This window comes from Rhodococcus sp. IEGM 1305 (assembly GCF_030058635.1).
GTDB lineage: Bacteria > Actinomycetota > Actinomycetes > Mycobacteriales > Mycobacteriaceae > Rhodococcus_F > Rhodococcus_F opacus_D.
The window spans coordinates 38,803-54,365 of record NZ_JASHKX010000041.1 but is presented as its reverse complement, the minus strand read 5'-3'; the positions used below and the strand labels follow the sequence as shown (position 1 = coordinate 54,365).

The 15,563-nt window shown below is 68.0% G+C and carries 16 protein-coding genes and 5 tRNA genes; 14 read left to right on the top strand and 7 right to left on the bottom strand.

The genetic code is table 11. The features are described 5' to 3' along the window. Nucleotides 1-70: 70 nt before the first annotated feature. The 4 genes from QM693_RS32255 to QM693_RS32240 all read right to left on the bottom strand — a co-directional run bounded on the left by QM693_RS32255 (nucleotide 71) and on the right by QM693_RS32240 (nucleotide 461). Nucleotides 71-143, bottom strand: a tRNA-Gly gene (locus QM693_RS32255). A 77-nt stretch (nucleotides 144-220) separates the two neighbouring features. Further along, nucleotides 221-292 (bottom strand) — tRNA-Val (locus QM693_RS32250). A 1-nt stretch (nucleotide 293) separates the two neighbouring features. Further along, a tRNA-Cys gene (locus tag QM693_RS32245) sits at nucleotides 294-364 on the bottom strand. Nucleotides 365-388: 24 nt separating this feature from the next. Beyond that, nucleotides 389-461 (bottom strand) — tRNA-Gly (locus QM693_RS32240). A gap of 242 nt (nucleotides 462-703) precedes the next feature. On the opposite strand from QM693_RS32240, the gene QM693_RS32235 reads away from it, so the two are divergent. The 11 genes from QM693_RS32235 to QM693_RS32185 all read left to right on the top strand — a co-directional run bounded on the left by QM693_RS32235 (nucleotide 704) and on the right by QM693_RS32185 (nucleotide 11,232). Then, nucleotides 704-775: transfer RNA gene (locus tag QM693_RS32235), tRNA-Val, on the top strand. A 155-nt stretch (nucleotides 776-930) separates the two neighbouring features. Beyond that, nucleotides 931-2,136 (top strand): RtcB family protein, encoded by a 1,206-nt coding sequence (locus QM693_RS32230; RefSeq protein WP_283354366.1) that lies wholly within the window; start codon nucleotides 931-933, stop codon nucleotides 2,134-2,136. Between the two features lie 111 nt (nucleotides 2,137-2,247). Next, a complete protein-coding gene (locus QM693_RS32225) occupies nucleotides 2,248-2,673 on the top strand; it encodes a TIGR02611 family protein (protein ID WP_105414643.1) in 426 nt (141 codons plus the stop codon). 95 nt (nucleotides 2,674-2,768) lie between these two features. Beyond that, entirely contained in the window at nucleotides 2,769-4,826 is a 2,058-nt protein-coding gene (thrS, locus tag QM693_RS32220) for a threonine--tRNA ligase (protein ID WP_283354365.1), read from the top strand. A 5-nt stretch (nucleotides 4,827-4,831) separates the two neighbouring features. After that, nucleotides 4,832-5,407: an ATP adenylyltransferase gene (locus QM693_RS32215; RefSeq protein WP_005240964.1), complete on the top strand. Its 576-nt coding sequence runs from the start codon at nucleotides 4,832-4,834 to the stop codon at nucleotides 5,405-5,407. A 79-nt stretch (nucleotides 5,408-5,486) separates the two neighbouring features. After that, on the top strand, nucleotides 5,487-6,152 hold the full coding sequence (pgsA, locus tag QM693_RS32210) for a phosphatidylinositol phosphate synthase (RefSeq protein WP_283331879.1): 666 nt from the start codon (nucleotides 5,487-5,489) through the stop codon (nucleotides 6,150-6,152). Then, the gene (locus tag QM693_RS32205; RefSeq protein ID WP_283331878.1) at nucleotides 6,149-7,054 is read left to right on the top strand and encodes a phosphatidylinositol mannoside acyltransferase; all 906 of its coding nucleotides are present in this window, start codon (nucleotides 6,149-6,151) and stop codon (nucleotides 7,052-7,054) included. The genes pgsA and QM693_RS32205 overlap by 4 nt, the downstream gene beginning before the upstream one ends. After that, entirely contained in the window at nucleotides 7,051-8,178 is a 1,128-nt protein-coding gene (locus tag QM693_RS32200) for a glycosyltransferase family 4 protein (RefSeq protein WP_283354364.1), read from the top strand. The genes QM693_RS32205 and QM693_RS32200 overlap by 4 nt, the downstream gene beginning before the upstream one ends. Next, complete coding sequence (locus QM693_RS32195; protein WP_283354363.1) at nucleotides 8,175-9,197, top strand: NUDIX hydrolase; 1,023 nt, start codon at nucleotides 8,175-8,177, stop codon at nucleotides 9,195-9,197. The genes QM693_RS32200 and QM693_RS32195 overlap by 4 nt, the downstream gene beginning before the upstream one ends. 152 nt (nucleotides 9,198-9,349) lie before the next feature. Then, complete coding sequence (gene pdxS, locus QM693_RS32190) at nucleotides 9,350-10,252, top strand: pyridoxal 5'-phosphate synthase lyase subunit PdxS (protein WP_011598631.1); 903 nt, start codon at nucleotides 9,350-9,352, stop codon at nucleotides 10,250-10,252. Between the two features lie 158 nt (nucleotides 10,253-10,410). Continuing rightward, entirely contained in the window at nucleotides 10,411-11,232 is an 822-nt protein-coding gene (locus QM693_RS32185) for an acyl-CoA thioesterase (RefSeq protein ID WP_283354362.1), read from the top strand. A gap of 6 nt (nucleotides 11,233-11,238) precedes the next feature. Here QM693_RS32185 and QM693_RS32180 read toward each other — a convergent pair whose 3' ends face one another. Beyond that, nucleotides 11,239-11,862, bottom strand: a complete 624-nt coding sequence (locus QM693_RS32180; RefSeq protein WP_283354361.1) for a nucleoside/nucleotide kinase family protein — start codon at nucleotides 11,860-11,862, stop codon at nucleotides 11,239-11,241. Between the two features lie 56 nt (nucleotides 11,863-11,918). Here QM693_RS32180 and tesB point away from each other — a divergent pair, with 56 nt between their 5' ends. Both tesB and pdxT read left to right on the top strand, forming a co-directional pair. Next, complete coding sequence (tesB, locus tag QM693_RS32175; RefSeq protein WP_283354360.1) at nucleotides 11,919-12,773, top strand: acyl-CoA thioesterase II; 855 nt, start codon at nucleotides 11,919-11,921, stop codon at nucleotides 12,771-12,773. Then, a complete protein-coding gene (pdxT, locus tag QM693_RS32170) occupies nucleotides 12,770-13,378 on the top strand; it encodes a pyridoxal 5'-phosphate synthase glutaminase subunit PdxT (RefSeq protein ID WP_009480131.1) in 609 nt (202 codons plus the stop codon). The genes tesB and pdxT overlap by 4 nt, the downstream gene beginning before the upstream one ends. Here pdxT and QM693_RS32165 read toward each other — a convergent pair. Next, a complete protein-coding gene (locus tag QM693_RS32165; protein WP_283354359.1) occupies nucleotides 13,375-14,295 on the bottom strand; it encodes a hypothetical protein in 921 nt (306 codons plus the stop codon). The two genes, pdxT and QM693_RS32165, sit on opposite strands and share 4 nt — an antisense overlap. Beyond that, entirely contained in the window at nucleotides 14,292-14,648 is a 357-nt protein-coding gene (locus QM693_RS32160; protein ID WP_280783827.1) for a GntR family transcriptional regulator, read from the bottom strand. The genes QM693_RS32165 and QM693_RS32160 overlap by 4 nt, the downstream gene beginning before the upstream one ends. 144 nt (nucleotides 14,649-14,792) lie before the next feature. On the opposite strand from QM693_RS32160, the gene QM693_RS32155 reads away from it, so the two are divergent. Further along, on the top strand, nucleotides 14,793-15,545 hold the full coding sequence (locus tag QM693_RS32155; protein ID WP_011598635.1) for a YebC/PmpR family DNA-binding transcriptional regulator: 753 nt from the start codon (nucleotides 14,793-14,795) through the stop codon (nucleotides 15,543-15,545). The last annotated feature ends 18 nt before the right edge of the window (nucleotides 15,546-15,563 follow it).

The window sequence follows — 15,563 nt, the reverse complement described above, 5'->3', positions numbered from 1 at the left end:
AACCAGTGACCTCTTCCGTGTCAGGGAAGCGCTCTCCCGCTGAGCTAATCGCGCGGGATGGAGAAAAGAGAGCGGACGACGGGATTCGAACCCGCGACCCCAACCTTGGCAAGGTTGTGCGCTACCAGCTGCGCCACGTCCGCATTCGTGAAAGCCCCCGGGCTGGGGGCCGTCACTGGTCGAGCAAGTAAAACAGTCGTGCATCTATCATCTATCTCGGTGCGCGATACTGGGATTGAACCAGTGACCTCTTCCGTGTCAGGGAAGCGCTCTCCCGCTGAGCTAATCGCGCGAGGTGGAGACGGGAATCGAACCCGTGTGCACGGCTTTGCAGGCCGTTGCCTCACCACTCGGCCACTCCACCGTGAAGGTTGAGTCCAACCTCTCGAGCGGACGACGGGATTCGAACCCGCGACCCCAACCTTGGCAAGGTTGTGCGCTACCAGCTGCGCCACGTCCGCATGCACCGTGTAACTCGCGGAGAATGTTCTCCGTGGTGCGGTTGAGAACATTAGCCGACCATCCGCGATAGTTACAAATCTGCAGGTCAAGGCGTCAGACGGTGAACTACGCATGAACGACGCCGGGTCGCGGACGTGCCGCGGGCAGGGGTCGACACGAATCCCAACGACGTGATTTTCGTTCGGCCGCTCGGTCGTGTTAATGTTCCAACTCGTTCGAGCGCGAGTGTTTGGCGCGCTTCGGTCCCGTGGCTCAGTGGAAGAGCGTCCCGTTCACACCGGGGAGGTCGCTGGTTCGATCCCAGCCGGGACCACAGAGAAGAAGAGGGCGTTTCCGAAATCGGAAACGCCCTCTTCTTTTTCGTGTGCGCACCCGAATAATCGGTTGTTCCGGCTCTGCGGCGCGGCGGACAATGAACTCAGCCGGCCGAAATTCCCCGGGTGATCCGCGATCGAAGGACCGAGTCCCATGTTCCCCGTGAGGCTGGAAGGCACCACCGCGCCCACCTTGATGTGGGCGGAAGAGTGGACCATCGAGCAGGCAGCGTTGCAGCAGCTGCGGAACATGGCCGACCTGCCGTGGGTGCACGGTGTGCGGGTCATGCCCGACGTCCATGTCGGCAAGGGGGCGACGGTCGGTTCCGTCATCGCGATGCGGGCGGCGGTCGCCCCGGCGGCGGTCGGCGTCGACATCGGGTGCGGGATGACGGCGGTCCGAACTGATGTGACCGCGAGCGATCTGCCCGACAGCCTGCGCTCGATGCGCTCGCGCATCGAGCGTGCGGTGCCGGTCGGGTTTGCCATGCACGAGCGTTCGGTGAACGTCGGCGCACTGGACGTCACGGACGCCGGGGGAGTGAAGAAGGGTTGGCACCGCTTCTGGCAGGAATTCGGTGACCTGCATTCGGGTGTCCAGTCCCGCGAATCCAAGGCGATGAAGCAGATCGGGACGCTCGGCGGCGGCAACCACTTCATCGAGGTGTGCCTGTCGGACGCCGACGAGGTCTGGCTGATGCTCCACTCCGGGTCGCGCAACATCGGCAAGGAGCTGGCGGAGCGGCACATCGCGGTGGCGCGGGCGTTGCCGCACAACCAGCGGCTGGTCGATCGCGATCTCGCGGTGTTCCTCGCAGGCAGCGAGGAGATGGACGCGTACCGCCACGACCTGACGTGGGCGCAGGAGTACGCGGCCCGTAACCGTGCCGTCATGCTCACGTTGGTGATGCAGGCATTCCGGCAGGCCCTGCCCGGCAGGCCGGTCCGATTCGACGAGCCGATCTCCTGCCACCACAACTATGTGTCGGAGGAGATCATCGACGGCGAGCCGATGCTCGTCACCCGCAAGGGCGCGATCCGGGCCGGCCGGGGTGATCTCGGACTCATCCCCGGATCCATGGGCACCGGTTCCTACGTGGTGCGTGGCCTGGGCTCCGAGTTGTCCTTCAATTCGGCATCGCACGGGGCGGGACGGACGATGAGCCGTACGAAGGCGAAGAAGCGCTTCACCGTCGACGACCTCGTGCGGCAGACGTCCGGAGTCGAATCGCGTAAGGACGTGGGCGTGATCGACGAGATCCCCGGCGCCTACAAGGACATCGAGCAGGTGATCGAAGCGCAGGCCGACCTCGTCGAGGTCGTTGCCCACCTGCGGCAGGTCGTCTGTGTGAAGGGATGACCCGCGGGCGGTGCGGCGGTGCGACGACGCGCCGCCGCAGGTCGCGGTCGGTAGGCTGGAGCGGTGACTAGCGGAGAAGCTCGGCCGGGACCCGCGCCCGAGAGCGTGGACGTGGACGACTCGGATCTGTCCCCGTTCCAGGAAGCGGAGAGCCGGTGGCATCGGTGGCGCGCGCACATCGCCGCGCGGCCGAGCCTCAACCTGGCGTACCGCATCGCGGTGGGGGTGATCGGCGCTCTGGTGCTGGCCGCCGGCATCGTCGCGATTCCCTATCCGGGCCCCGGCTGGCTGATCGTGTTCGCGGGACTCGGGATCCTCGCATCCGAGTTCGCGTGGGCCCACCGGCTGCTGCACTACGCGCGGCAGCGCTACGACAAGTTCATGCACTGGTTCTCGCGGCAGTCGCTGGTGGTCAAGGGGGCGGGCGCGCTGCTGACATGTGTCGTCGTCCTCGCCACGCTGTGGTTGCTCGGGACGTTCGGTCTCGTCGGAACGTGGATCGGCCTCGACTACCCGTGGCTGGAGAGCCCGCTCTAGCCGGACGCATGGTTGGGTGTGACTGCTGGGCCGATAACATGGGCTGGCACATTCACCATGTCTGCACCGCACACCTCACCTAGGAGAACATCGCCGTGAGCACCCCCGCATCCGCCGCCCCAGCCGCCCTCGTCCGGGTGCCCGCGGGGACTACGGCCGGTACAGCGGTTCGGGAGGCCGGCTACCCGAGCAAGGGTCCGGACGTCGTCGTCGTGGTCCGTGACGCCGAGGGCCAGCTCAAGGACCTGTCCTGGGTGCCCGACACCGACGTCGAGGTCGAGCCGGTCGCGTCGAACACCGACGACGGCCGCAGCGTCATCCGTCACTCCGCCGCCCACGTGCTTGCGCAGGCCGTCCAGCAGGAATTCCCCGAGGCGAAGCTGGGCATCGGCCCGCCGATCAAGGACGGCTTCTACTACGACTTCGCCGTCGATCGCCCGTTCACCCCCGAGGACCTCGCGAGCCTCGAGAAGCGGATGAAGAAGATCATCAAGGGGTCGCAGCGGTTCTCCCGCCGCGTCGTCGAGTCGCTCGAGGACGCGCGCGCCGAGCTGGCGAAGGAGCCCTTCAAGCTCGAACTCATCGACGACAAGTCGGGAATCGACGATCCGGAGATCATGGAGGTGGGCGGCAACGAGCTGACCATCTACGACAACCTGGACCCGCGGACCGGCGAGAAGGTGTGGGGAGACCTGTGCCGCGGCCCGCACATCCCCACCACCAAGCACATCCCGGCGTTCAAGCTCACCCGCAGCTCGGCGGCGTACTGGCGCGGTAATCAGGACAACGCCGATCTCCAGCGCATCTACGGCACCGCGTGGGAGTCGGCGGAGGCGCAGGACCACCACCTGGAACTGCTCGCCGAGGCGGAACGTCGCGACCACCGCAAGCTGGGGTCCGAACTCGACCTGTTCAGCTTCCCCGACGAACTCGGCTCCGGACTGCCCGTGTTCCATCCGCGGGGCGGAATCATCCGCACCGAGATGGAGGACTACTCCCGCAAGCGGCACGTCGAGGAGGGGTACGAGTTCGTCAACACCCCCCACATCACCAAGGGGCACCTCTACGAGGTGTCGGGTCACCTGGACTGGTACCGCGACGGCATGTTCCCGGCGATGCACATCGACGAGGAGCTGAACGAGGACGGCACCGTGCGCAAGCCGGGCCAGGACTACTACCTCAAGCCGATGAACTGCCCGATGCACAACCTGATCTTCCGCTCCCGCGGCCGGTCGTACCGCGAGCTGCCGTTGCGGCTCTTCGAGTTCGGTTCCGTGTACCGGTACGAGAAGTCGGGTGTCGTCCACGGACTCACCCGCGTGCGCGGCATGACCCAGGACGACGCGCACATCTACTGCACCCGTGAGCAGATGCGTGACGAACTGGCGACCACCCTGCAGTTCGTGCTCGGCCTGCTGAAGGACTACGGACTCGACGACTTCTACCTCGAGCTGTCCACCAAGAACCCGGACAAGTTCGTCGGCGACGATGCCGTGTGGGACGAAGCGACGGCGACGCTCGCCGAGGTCGCGGAGTCGTCGGGGCTGAACCTCGTTCCCGATCCGGGCGGCGCCGCGTTCTACGGACCGAAGATCTCGGTGCAGGTGCAGGACGCCCTGGGCCGCACCTGGCAGATGTCGACCATTCAGCTCGACTTCAACCTGCCGGAGCGTTTCGACCTCGAGTACACGGCCAACGACGGCACCAAGCAGCGTCCGGTCATGATCCACCGGGCCCTGTTCGGTTCCATCGAACGGTTCTTCGGTGTGCTCACCGAGCACTACGCGGGTGCGTTCCCGGCGTGGCTGGCGCCCGTCCAGGTGGTCGGCATCCCGGTCGCCGAGACGTTCGCCGACCACCTCTTCGACGTGGTGAAGCGGCTGAAGGCGGCCGGTATCCGCGCCGAGGTCGACGCGAGCGACGACCGCATGCAGAAGAAGATCTTCAACAACACGGCGCAGAAGGTGCCGTTCATGTTGCTGGCGGGTGCGCGCGACGTCGAGGCGGGCGCCGTCAGCTTCCGATTCCGGGACGGCACCCAGGTCAACGGGGTGCCCGTGGACGACGCCGTGCGCATCGTCACCGAGTGGATCGGCCGCCGCGAGAATGCCTCGCCGACGGCGGAACTGCTGCAACCCGGTAAGGAAGGGTGACGCACATGACCGGAGGTGACGACGTGACGGCCGACGAGATGCTCGGCGGCCCCGGCCGCCTCGTGGACCGCGGCCCCGGCGAACCCGATCACCTCCAGCGGATCTGGTCGCCGCACCGCATGTCGTACATCGCCGAGGCGCCGAAGTCGCGGGACACCCCGAACGAGCCGTTCATCGACATCCCGAAGATGGACGACGAGGACGGGTTGATCGTCGCCCGGGGTGAGCACGTCTACGCGGTGCTCAACCTGTACCCGTACAACCCGGGGCACCTGATGGTCGTTCCCTACCGCAAGGTCGCGGCGCTCGAAGACCTGACGGAGGAGGAAAGCGCCGAGTTGATGTCGTTCACGCAGCAGGCTCTGCGCGTGATCAAGCGGGTGTCGCGGCCGGACGGTTTCAACGTCGGTCTCAATCTCGGTGCGGCGGCAGGCGGTTCGCTCGCCGAGCACCTGCATCAGCACATCGTTCCGCGCTGGGGCGGGGACGCGAACTTCATCACGGTCCTCGCCGGGGTCAAGGTCATGCCGCAGTTGCTGCGCGAGACCCGGGGGCTGCTGGCGAAGGCCTGGAATGAATGACGCGATAGATGAATGACGCGGGAGTCGCTGGCTCACGCGTGCGGGGTTCCTGGCAGGAAGTGAAGAACGGGGTGGAGAGGTGCTGAGCTTCTTCGGACGGGCATCCGTGTCCAAGGTGACGGCACCATTGGGGAAGGCTCTGGTCAAGACCGGGCTCACCCCCGATTCCGTCACCGTCATCGGCACCGTGGCGACCGTGGCCGGCGCGGTCACACTGTTTCCCAGCGGACATCTGTTCTGGGGAGCGATGTTCATCTGGCTGTTCGTCATGTTCGACATGCTCGACGGTGCCATGGCCCGCGCCCGCGGCGGCGGAACCCGGTACGGTGCCGTTCTCGACGCCACCTGCGACCGGGTGGCCGACGGTGCGATCTTCGCCGGTCTCGCCTGGTGGGCGGTCTATCACGAGAACAGCAAGCCGCTGCTGATCGCGACTCTGCTGTGCCTCGTCACCTCGCAGGTGATCTCGTACGCCAAGGCGCGCGCCGAGGCCAGTGGACTGTCCGCCGACGGTGGACTCATCGAACGACCCGATCGGCTGGTCATCGTGCTGGTCGGTGCCGGCGTGACCGGGCTCGGAGTTCCATGGGCCATTCACGTCGCGATGTGGTTGCTGTCGGCGGGCAGCGTCATCACCGTGTTCCAGCGGGTACTGGCCGTTCGCCGGTCGCCGGGCGCCCGGGACGTGCTGCCCCTCCCGCCTGCGGACACGACGCCGGAAGACGGACAGGCGAGCGCGCAGTGAGCGGCCTGTCGGAACGCATCAGCGACCTGGGGTACGCGACCGGCTGGCGGCTGGTCCGTGCGCTGCCGGAGAAGGCCGCGGTCGCCCTGTTCGACAGGGGAGCCGATTTCGCCGTCCGGAACGGCGGCCCGGAACAGTTGCGCCGCAATCTCGCCCGCGTGCTCGGTGTACCCGCGGCCGAGGTGCCGGACACCCTGATGCAGGCGTCGATGCGGTCCTACGCGCGCTACTGGCGGGAGGCTTTCCGGCTGCCGTCGATGGACCTCGTGAAGACGGGCGCCGCCCTCGACGAGCTGATCGAAGGCCAGAAGCACCTCGACGCCGCGAAAGAAGCCGGCCGGGGCGCGGTCATGGCACTGCCGCACAGCGGCAACTGGGACATGGCGGGTGTGTGGTGCGCCCAGCACTGGGGCGGGCTGTCCACGGTCGCCGAGCGATTGAAGCCGGAGTCGCTGTACCGGCGGTTCGTCGACTACCGCGAAGGGCTCGGCTTCGAGATCTTCCCGCTCAGCGGAGGAGAGAACCCCCCGTTCGTGGAACTGTCGGCGCGACTGCGCGGCAACGGGATCGTGTGCCTCCTCGGTGAACGCGACCTGGCGAAGAAGGGCGTCCCGGTGACGTTCTTCGGGGAACCGACGCGCATGCCCGCCGGCCCCGCGAAGCTGGCGATCGACACCGGCGCGCCGCTCCTACCGGTGCACTGCTGGTTCACAGACGGCGGGTGGGGTTTCCGCATCGACCCGCCGATCGACACCACCGCGGGGGTTGCCGCGGCGACTCAGGCCCTGGCGGACCGGTTCGAAGCCAACATCGCGGCACATCCCGAGGACTGGCACATGCTTCAGCCGCTGTGGCTCTCCGACCTGTCCCAGTCGAGGCTCTCCCGCATGGAGAACTCGTGAAGATCGGAATGGTCTGCCCGTACTCGTTCGACGTCCCGGGCGGAGTGCAGGCTCACGTCGTCGACCTCGCGGAGGTTCTGATCGAGCGCGGGCACAAGGTGAGCGTCCTCGCGCCGGCGTCCGACGACGTCGACCTGCCCGACTTCGTCGTCTCCGCGGGACGCGCCCTCGCCATTCCCTACAACGGCTCGGTGGCCCGGCTGAGTTTCGGCCCCGCCGCGAGCGCCCGCGTGCGGCGCTGGATCTCGGACAACAACTTCGACGTCCTGCACATCCACGAGCCGAACGCGCCGAGCCTGTCGATGCTCGCCATGCGCGTGGCCGAGGGGCCCATCGTGGCCACCTTCCACACGTCGACCACGAAGTCGTTGGTGCTGAGCACATTTCAGGGTGTACTCCAGCCCTACCTGGAGAAGATCAGCGGCCGCATCGCGGTGTCGGAACTCGCGCGACGCTGGCAGGTGGAATCACTGGGCTCCGATGCGGTCGAGATCCCCAACGGGGTCGACGTCCAGGCGTTCGCGAACGCCGAGCCGCTGCCCGGCTACCCGCGTCCCGGAAAGACCATCCTCTTCCTCGGCCGCTACGACGAGCCCCGCAAGGGCATGGCGGTGCTTCTCAAGGCGCTTCCCGCCCTGGTGGAGAAGTATCCCGGCCTCGAGGTGCTGGTGGTCGGCCGCGGCGACGAGGACAAACTGCGCCGCGAGGCCGGCCCGGTCTTCGGGCACCTGCGTCTGCTCGGCCAGGTCGACGATGCCGACAAGGCGTCGGCACTGCGGAGCGCCGACGTGTACTGCGCACCCAACCTCGGTGGTGAGAGCTTCGGCATCGTGCTGGTGGAGGCGATGGCCGCGGGAGCCGCCGTCGTGGCGAGCGAACTGGACGCGTTCCGCCGTGTCCTGCGGGACGGGCAGGCAGGCGTGCTGGTGCCGGTCGGGGATGCGGCGGCGCTCGCCGCCGGGATCGACTCGGTGCTCGGCGACCCCGAGCGCAGCGCCGCACTCACCGATGTCGGCCGAACGGTGGTCACCGAATACGACTGGCCGGTGGTGGCCGAACAGATCCTGCGGGTCTACGAGACGGTCACCGTCGGCCGCGACGGCGTCCGGGAGGTCGGATCATGACGTTCTCCGCCCTCACGATCCTGGTCCTCGCCCTGGTCGCAGCCGTTGTCCTGGCGATCGGCCTGTGGGCGTACGGAACGGCCAACCGCCTCGACCGCCTGCACGTCCGCTCCGACCTGTCCTGGCAGGCCCTCGACGCGGCCCTCGCCCGCCGGGCGGTGGTCGTGCGGGCGGCGGCCGCGGCGATGGACCCACCCGAAGGCAGGTCGCTGGCCGCGCTGGCGGCCCGGGCCGAACGGTCGGACCGGGCCGACCGGGAGATCGCCGAGAACGCGCTGTCCAGTGCGCTCTCGGCCCTCGACCCGGAGACCCTGCGGCCCCAGTTGGTGGCGGAACTCGCCGATGCCGAGGCGCGGGTGCTGATCGCCCGCCGATTCCACAACGACGCCGTCCGCGACACCCTCGCACTCCGCACCCGGCGTCCGGTCCGATGGCTGCACCTCGGGGGCACGGCCTCGCTGCCGACGTACTTCGAGATCACCGAACGCTCGTCCGCCGCTGCGTTCACCGAGGGTCTGTCCCTCGACTCCGTCCGGACATCCGCCCGGGTGGTGCTGCTCGACGGTGATGGCCGGGTCCTGCTGCTCCGGGGTCACGACCCCACCGTCCCCGACATCTACTACTGGTTCACGATCGGTGGCGCCGTCGAGAAGGGGGAGAACCTGCGGGCCGCCGCGGTCCGGGAGATCGCCGAGGAGACGGGGCACACCGCGTCGCCCGAATCGCTGCGCGGACCCATGTGGCGGCGGGTTGCCATCTTCTCCTGGAACGGGCAGCTGATCCGCTCCGAGGAACTGTTCTTCGCGCTGCGCACCGACGGATTCGAGCCGCACCACGGGGGCTTCACCGAACTCGAGAACCGCACCATCACCGGTCACCGGTGGTGCACCGCGGACACGGTTCGTGAACTGGCGGCAGCAGGCGAAGCCGTGTACCCGCACGACCTCGCGGATCTCCTCGACGAGGCAGGCGCGGTGGCCTCGGCCCCGGACGAACCCGAGGTGCGCGCGATCACCTGAGCCGCCCCGGGCGTCCGGAGAAAGCCAGCAATCGCGGACTGGCTACGGAAGTGGACCGCCCCTCGTCCTAGAATCGGGTACTGCAGCGTGAACGTCGTCGCTCACGCATGCCGCTATCGAAGTCAATCCACGCCACAACCCAGGAGTTCGCTGTGAGCACCCCCGACACCACCCCCACCACCGGTACGGCACGCGTCAAGCGTGGCATGGCCGAGATGTTGAAGGGCGGGGTCATCATGGACGTCGTCACCCCCGATCAGGCGAAGATCGCCGAGGATGCCGGTGCGGTCGCGGTGATGGCGCTCGAGCGGGTGCCCGCGGACATCCGGGCGCAGGGTGGGGTGTCCCGGATGAGTGATCCGGACATGATCGACGGCATCATCTCCGCGGTGTCGATCCCGGTGATGGCCAAGGCCCGGATCGGGCACTTCGTGGAGGCGCAGATCCTGCAGTCCCTGGGGGTCGACTATGTCGACGAGTCGGAGGTGCTGACCCCGGCCGACTACGCCAATCACATCGACAAGTGGCAGTTCACCGTCCCGTTCGTGTGTGGTGCCACCAATCTCGGTGAGGCGCTGCGGCGGATCACCGAGGGTGCGGCGATGATCCGGTCCAAGGGTGAGGCCGGTACCGGTGACGTGTCGAACGCGACCACGCACATGCGGACGATCGGTGGGGAGATCCGCCGGTTGACCTCGCTGAGCGAGGACGAGCTGTATGTGGCGGCGAAGGAGTTGCAGGCCCCGTACGATCTGGTCGTCGAGGTCGCCAAGGCCGGGAAGTTGCCGGTGACGATGTTCACCGCCGGTGGCATCGCCACCCCGGCGGATGCGGCGATGATGATGCAGCTCGGTGCGGAGGGTGTGTTCGTCGGGTCGGGGATCTTCAAGTCGGGTAATCCGGCGGAGCGGGCCGCGGCGATCGTGAAGGCGACCACGTTCTTCGACGACCCGGACGTGCTGGCGAAGGTCTCCCGTGGGCTGGGTGAGGCGATGGTCGGGATCAACGTCGACGACATCCCCGTCCCGCACCGGCTCGCCGAACGCGGCTGGTGATCTCCGCGATCGATCGGTGATCGATCGCGGCGCTCCCGGCGCCGCACTACTTCCGTTCGCACCGCACGAGGCCCCGACCCGGGCCTCGTGCGGTGCGGTGCCCGGTGCCCGGGACCCGTGTGAGAGTGTCAGCGGACGAGCATCGGAAGGGGCCGTGGATGGCGACGATCGAAGAGATCCTGGAAGTGGAACGCCTCGAGGAGAACATCTTCCGAGGCATAGCGACCGAAACCATGCTTCCCCGGACGTTCGGTGGGCAGGTGGCCGGTCAGGCGCTGGTGGCGGCGGTCCGCACCGTAGACCCCCGTTTCATGGTGCATTCGCTGCACGGCTACTTCCTGCGTCCCGGAAACCCCACGATGCCGATCGTGTACCTGGTGGACCGCATCCGGGACGGTCGGTCGTTCGTCACCCGGCGGGTCAGTGCCGTCCAGGACGGTCAGGCGATCTTCACGATGTCGGCGTCGTTCCAGGTCGAGGACGAGGGCATCGAGCACCAGGACGAGATGCCCGTGGTCCCGCCGCCCGATACGCTGCCGTTCGCCAGTGACTCCGACGACCCGGAGATCGCCTGGCTCGCCCAGGAGTGGTCCGACTGGGACATCCGGATGGTCGGCCACGGCGAGGTCGACCGTCGGCGCGGTGCGGCCGCTCAGCAGCAGGCGTGGTTCCGGTCCCGCAAGACGCTGCCCGACGACCCGGTCTTCCACGTCTGCGCACTGGCCTACATGAGCGACATGACGCTGATCGGTTCCGCCATGACCCCGCACCCCGGTATCGAGATCAACGGTGCCTCACTCGATCACGCGCTGTGGTTCCTGCGCCCGTTCCGGGCCGACGAGTGGCTGCTGTACGACCAGACGTCACCGTCCGCCGGATTCGGACGGGCGCTCGCGCAGGGCCGGATCTTCGACCGGAAGGGCAACCTGGTCGCGGCCGTCGTGCAGGAAGGGCTGACCCGGTTCCTGCGCACGACGTGAGCGGCCTCAGCGGCCCGCCCGGACTGCGGGCCTCGGCGGATGGTCGTACCGCACCAGCAGGTCGGGTTCGTCCGTGACGTCGGCAGCACGGCGCAGCAGTGCGGGGACGGTCCATTGTTGATCGGCCGGGGTTCGGCGCATCAGGGCGCCTTCGCCCAGATGGAGTTGCACGGTGACGTCGAAGTCGAGATCCCGGCCCAGCAGCATCGGGCCCGCGACGAGAAGCACCTGACCGTCGGCCGCGGGAACGCGGGCGCAGCGGGCGGAGCGATCCTCGGCCTCGTCCCACAGGCGCGGCAACCACCGGCGGTCGGTGCGGACCGACCGCACCACCTCCCGGTTCAGGGCGTCGTAGTCGAACCAGAGGGTGCGGTAGCTGAGTTCGTCGTCGCGCCCGTGCTCGAACCGCAGGGAGGCGGGCCGGACGTAGTCGTGGAGCGACACGACGTCACACGGGCGGCCCCGCTCCCGCAGCGACGCGCACACCGCGTCCGCGAGGGGCAGGGGGTGCGCGCCGTCGGGAGCGTCGATCGCGACGACGGCGGTGCCGTGAACGGCGAGGCAGTCTTCGGAGACGAGGGCGACGAGACCGTCAGGGCTCGTCGGTGTGAACATCGTCATGGCACCCATGGTGCCTCGAGCCCGAACCGGGCGGATAACCTTGACCAGGCACAGAAGGAGGGCTCATGGCGAGCATCGAGGACGTTCTCGAACTCGAAGCGCTGGAGAAGGACATCTTCCGCGGCGCGGTTCATCCGTCTGTTCTGAAGAGGACGTTCGGCGGGCAGGTCGCGGGTCAGTCACTGGTGTCCGCGGTCCGTACCGTCGACGAGGCATTCAAAGTCCACTCCCTGCACGGGTACTTCCTGCGCCCCGGAAATCCGGCGAAACCCACCGTCTACCTGGTCGACCGGATCCGGGACGGCAGATCCTTCTGCACGAGGCGCGTCACCGGAATCCAGGACGGCAAGGCGATCTTCACCATGTCGGCGTCGTTCCACACCGAGGACGACGGCATCGAGCATCAGGACACGATGCCGTCCGTCCCCGCGCCCGAGGAACTGGTCGACGCACAGACCCTCGACGAGTTCGCCGCCACCGATCTCTACCGGGAGTGGAAGGAATGGGACGTCCGTATCGTTCCGGCTGGCTCCACCGGGAAGACTCCCGGAATCGCCGCGCAGCAACGGGTGTGGATGCGGTACCGCAGCAAGCTGCCGGACGATCAGGTCTTCCACATCTGCACCCTCGCCTACCTCAGTGACATGACGCTCCTCGGTGCGTCGAAGGTCCCGCACCCCGGAGTGGTCACGCAGACGGCGTCGCTCGATCACGCCATGTGGTTCATGCGCCCGTTCCGCGCCGACGAGTGGCTGCTCTACGACCAGACCTCACCCTCCGCCGGCTTCGGCCGCGCCCTCACCCAGGGCCGCATGTTCGACCGGAACGGCACCATGGTCGCCGCCGTCGTCCAGGAGGGGTTGACCCGTATCCAGCGCGATCAGGACAAGCGCGACATCGAGACAGGAAACATGGCATGACCCGTCCCCTCGTCGGAGTACTCGCCCTGCAGGGCGACGTCCGTGAACACCTCGCCGCACTGAACGATTCGGGTGCGGACGCCGTCGGCATCCGCCGCCCGGAGGAGCTCGAGAAGATCGACGGCCTCGTCATCCCGGGCGGCGAGTCGACGACGATGAGCAAGCTGCTGCAGATCTTCGAACTGCTCGAACCCCTGAAGGCGCGCCTGCGCGACGGGTTGCCCGCCTACGGGTCCTGCGCCGGGATGATCCTCCTCGCGAGCGAGATCCTCGACACGAGACCTGACGCGCAGCACCTCGGTGCGATCGACATGACGGTGCGCCGCAACGCCTTCGGTCGTCAGGTCGACTCCTTCGAGTCCGACCTCGAATTCGAGGGCATCGTCGGCGACCCGATGCGGGCCGTGTTCATCCGGGCTCCGTGGGTGGAGCGCGTCGGCGACGACGTCCAGGTCCTTGCCCGCGTGCCCGAGTCGGGTGGCGCGGCCGCCGGACGGATCGTGGCCGTCCGGCAGGGCGCCGTGGTGGCGACGTCGTTCCACCCGGAGGTGACGGGCGACCGGCGGGTGCACGAGCTGTTCGTCGACATCGTCCGCGGGGTCTAGCTCGCCGGACGGGGCGCGGCGAGTGTGTTGAGGAGCGCCGCACCCTGTGCGGCGCCGTCCACGGTGACCGCGAACGGGCGGCCGCCGGTGCGGTTCAGCACGATGCCCTCGCCGGCGCGGATCACGACCGCGGTCCCGCGCGGCGTGAAGCGGTAGCCCCAGCCGCCCCATTCCGTGGGCCGGATCTCGGTGACCCGAGCCTCGTCGATGGAGTCGAGCGGGATCTTCCGCCAGCGGATGTTCCACGACGACAGGGTCAGTCCTGTGCGGTCGATCTGCACGGTCACGGAGGCGAAGCCGCCGCCGGCGACCGCCAGGACGACGAAGAGGACGGCCAGCCAGAGCGCTCCCACCAGCGCGGAGACGACGGCGGCCAGGGTCATGGCGAGAGCGAGCACGCCCGCCCACCGCCCGCGGGCACAACCGGTCCACGATGCGCGCTCGCCGGGCGCCAGGGGGACGGGCAGCGTCGGCGCCGCACCGTTCTCCGGGGAGTGCGGCGTCCGGGGGAGCAGGGCGAACGTGGCGATTGCCCACACGATTCCCAAGAGGGGAACGACGATCCACCAGCCCAGCGTCGCCGCTTCCGGCGAGCCCGCCTCGATCGTGGCGGCGACGCTGACGATCCACGCCGTGGCCACCGTCCACCCGACGAGAACGGTGGCGGGAAGCCAGAGCGCGGCGTCGGTGCGGACCCGCGCCGCCACGACGCCCGCGATCACGGCGGCGGCCGCGCAGACGGCCAGAGCGATCCAGAAGTAGGTGGTCGTGTCGCTGAATCGGTCGGGTTCGGTGCCGGACCAGTGGCTGGCCACCACCGGCGGCAGTTGCCCGCTCCAGGCGAGTCTCGCGATCACGAGCGCGAGGAGGGGCACAGCGGAGGTCGCGGCGAGGAGGCGCGTTCGGGAGGTCGTCATTGTCTGGTGGTCTCCTTGATCACGTCGAGCATCTGTTCGGTGTCGAGTCCGAGGCGTCGTGCCTCGGACACGAAAGCCTTTGCGGCTTCGGTCAATCCGGTGTGTACCGGGTCCGTGTCGGCGCGGACGACCGCGCCCCGGCCCCGGCGGAGGTCGATCAGGCCCTCGTCGCGCAGCGCGGCGTACGCGCGCAGCACGGTGTGGAGGTTGACGTCGATGGATTCGGCCAGCGCCCGGGCGGAGGGGAGCCGATCGCCCGCGCCGATCTCGCCGCGCAGGAACGCGCCGCGCACGTTGGCCGCGATCTGTTCACCCAGTGGGGTGGTGGAGCTGTGGTCGACCCGCATCAACATGTTTGCATTCTATGCAAACAATGGCGACTTATGCGAGTTGTTACCCCGGGAACGCGCAGGGGCGGCCGGGCTGCGGGTAACATCGTCAAAGCTGAAACCGCGCATTCGGCGTGCCAAAGGCAGCAGGAAAGGGGCTTGAATCGCATGAGCGGCCACTCCAAATGGGCCACCACCAAGCACAAGAAGGCTGTGATCGATGCCAAGCGTGGCAAAGCCTTCGCGAAGCTGATCAAGAACATCGAGGTGGCGGCCCGTACCGGCGGTGGCGATCCTGCGGGAAACCCCACCCTGTACGACGCCATCCAGAAGGCCAAGAAGACGTCGGTCCCCAACGACAACATCGAGCGCGCCCGCAAGCGCGGCGCCGGTGAAGAAGCGGGCGGCGCCGACTGGCAGACCATCATGTACGAGGGTTACGGACCCAACGGTGTCGCCGTCCTCATCGAGTGCCTGACCGACAACCGCAACCGTGCGGCCGGCGAGGTGCGCACCGCGATGACCCGCAACGGCGGCAACATGGCCGACCCGGGTTCCGTGTCCTACCTGTTCACGCGCAAGGGTGTCGTCACCCTCGAGAAGGGTGACCAGAGCGAGGACGACGTGCTGATGGCGGTCCTCGATGCGGGTGCCGAAGAGGTCACCGACCTCGGCGACACCTTCGAGATCGTGAGCGAGCCCACCGACCTCGTCGCCGTCCGCAGCGCACTGCAGGAGGCGGGAATCGACTACGACTCCGCCGAGGCCGACTTCCGTGCGTCCGTCGAGGTTCCGGTCGACGCCGACGGAGCCCGCAAGGTGTTCAAGCTCGTCGACGCGCTCGAGGAGTCCGACGACGTGCAGAACGTCTACACCAACGTCGACCTGTCCGACGAGGTACTGGCGGAGCTCGACGACTGATCGCACGACGCACGGCAC

Bases quoted from the DNA above. Each gene is read 5' to 3' on its own strand.
- pdxT (WP_009480131.1), top strand. From the start codon at position 12,770: ATGACCCGTCCCCTCGTCGGAGTACTCGCCCTGCAGGGCGACGTCCGT.
- QM693_RS32215 (WP_005240964.1), top strand. From the start codon at position 4,832: ATGACCGGAGGTGACGACGTGACGGCCGACGAGATGCTCGGCGGCCCC.
- QM693_RS32160 (WP_280783827.1), bottom strand. From the start codon at position 14,648: ATGTTGATGCGGGTCGACCACAGCTCCACCACCCCACTGGGTGAACAG.
- QM693_RS32185 (WP_283354362.1), top strand. From the start codon at position 10,411: ATGGCGACGATCGAAGAGATCCTGGAAGTGGAACGCCTCGAGGAGAAC.
- QM693_RS32155 (WP_011598635.1), top strand. From the start codon at position 14,793: ATGAGCGGCCACTCCAAATGGGCCACCACCAAGCACAAGAAGGCTGTG.
- QM693_RS32230 (WP_283354366.1), top strand. From the start codon at position 931: ATGTTCCCCGTGAGGCTGGAAGGCACCACCGCGCCCACCTTGATGTGG.
- tesB (WP_283354360.1), top strand. From the start codon at position 11,919: ATGGCGAGCATCGAGGACGTTCTCGAACTCGAAGCGCTGGAGAAGGAC.
- QM693_RS32180 (WP_283354361.1), bottom strand. From the start codon at position 11,862: ATGGGTGCCATGACGATGTTCACACCGACGAGCCCTGACGGTCTCGTC.
- QM693_RS32165 (WP_283354359.1), bottom strand. From the start codon at position 14,295: ATGACGACCTCCCGAACGCGCCTCCTCGCCGCGACCTCCGCTGTGCCC.
- QM693_RS32195 (WP_283354363.1), top strand. From the start codon at position 8,175: ATGACGTTCTCCGCCCTCACGATCCTGGTCCTCGCCCTGGTCGCAGCC.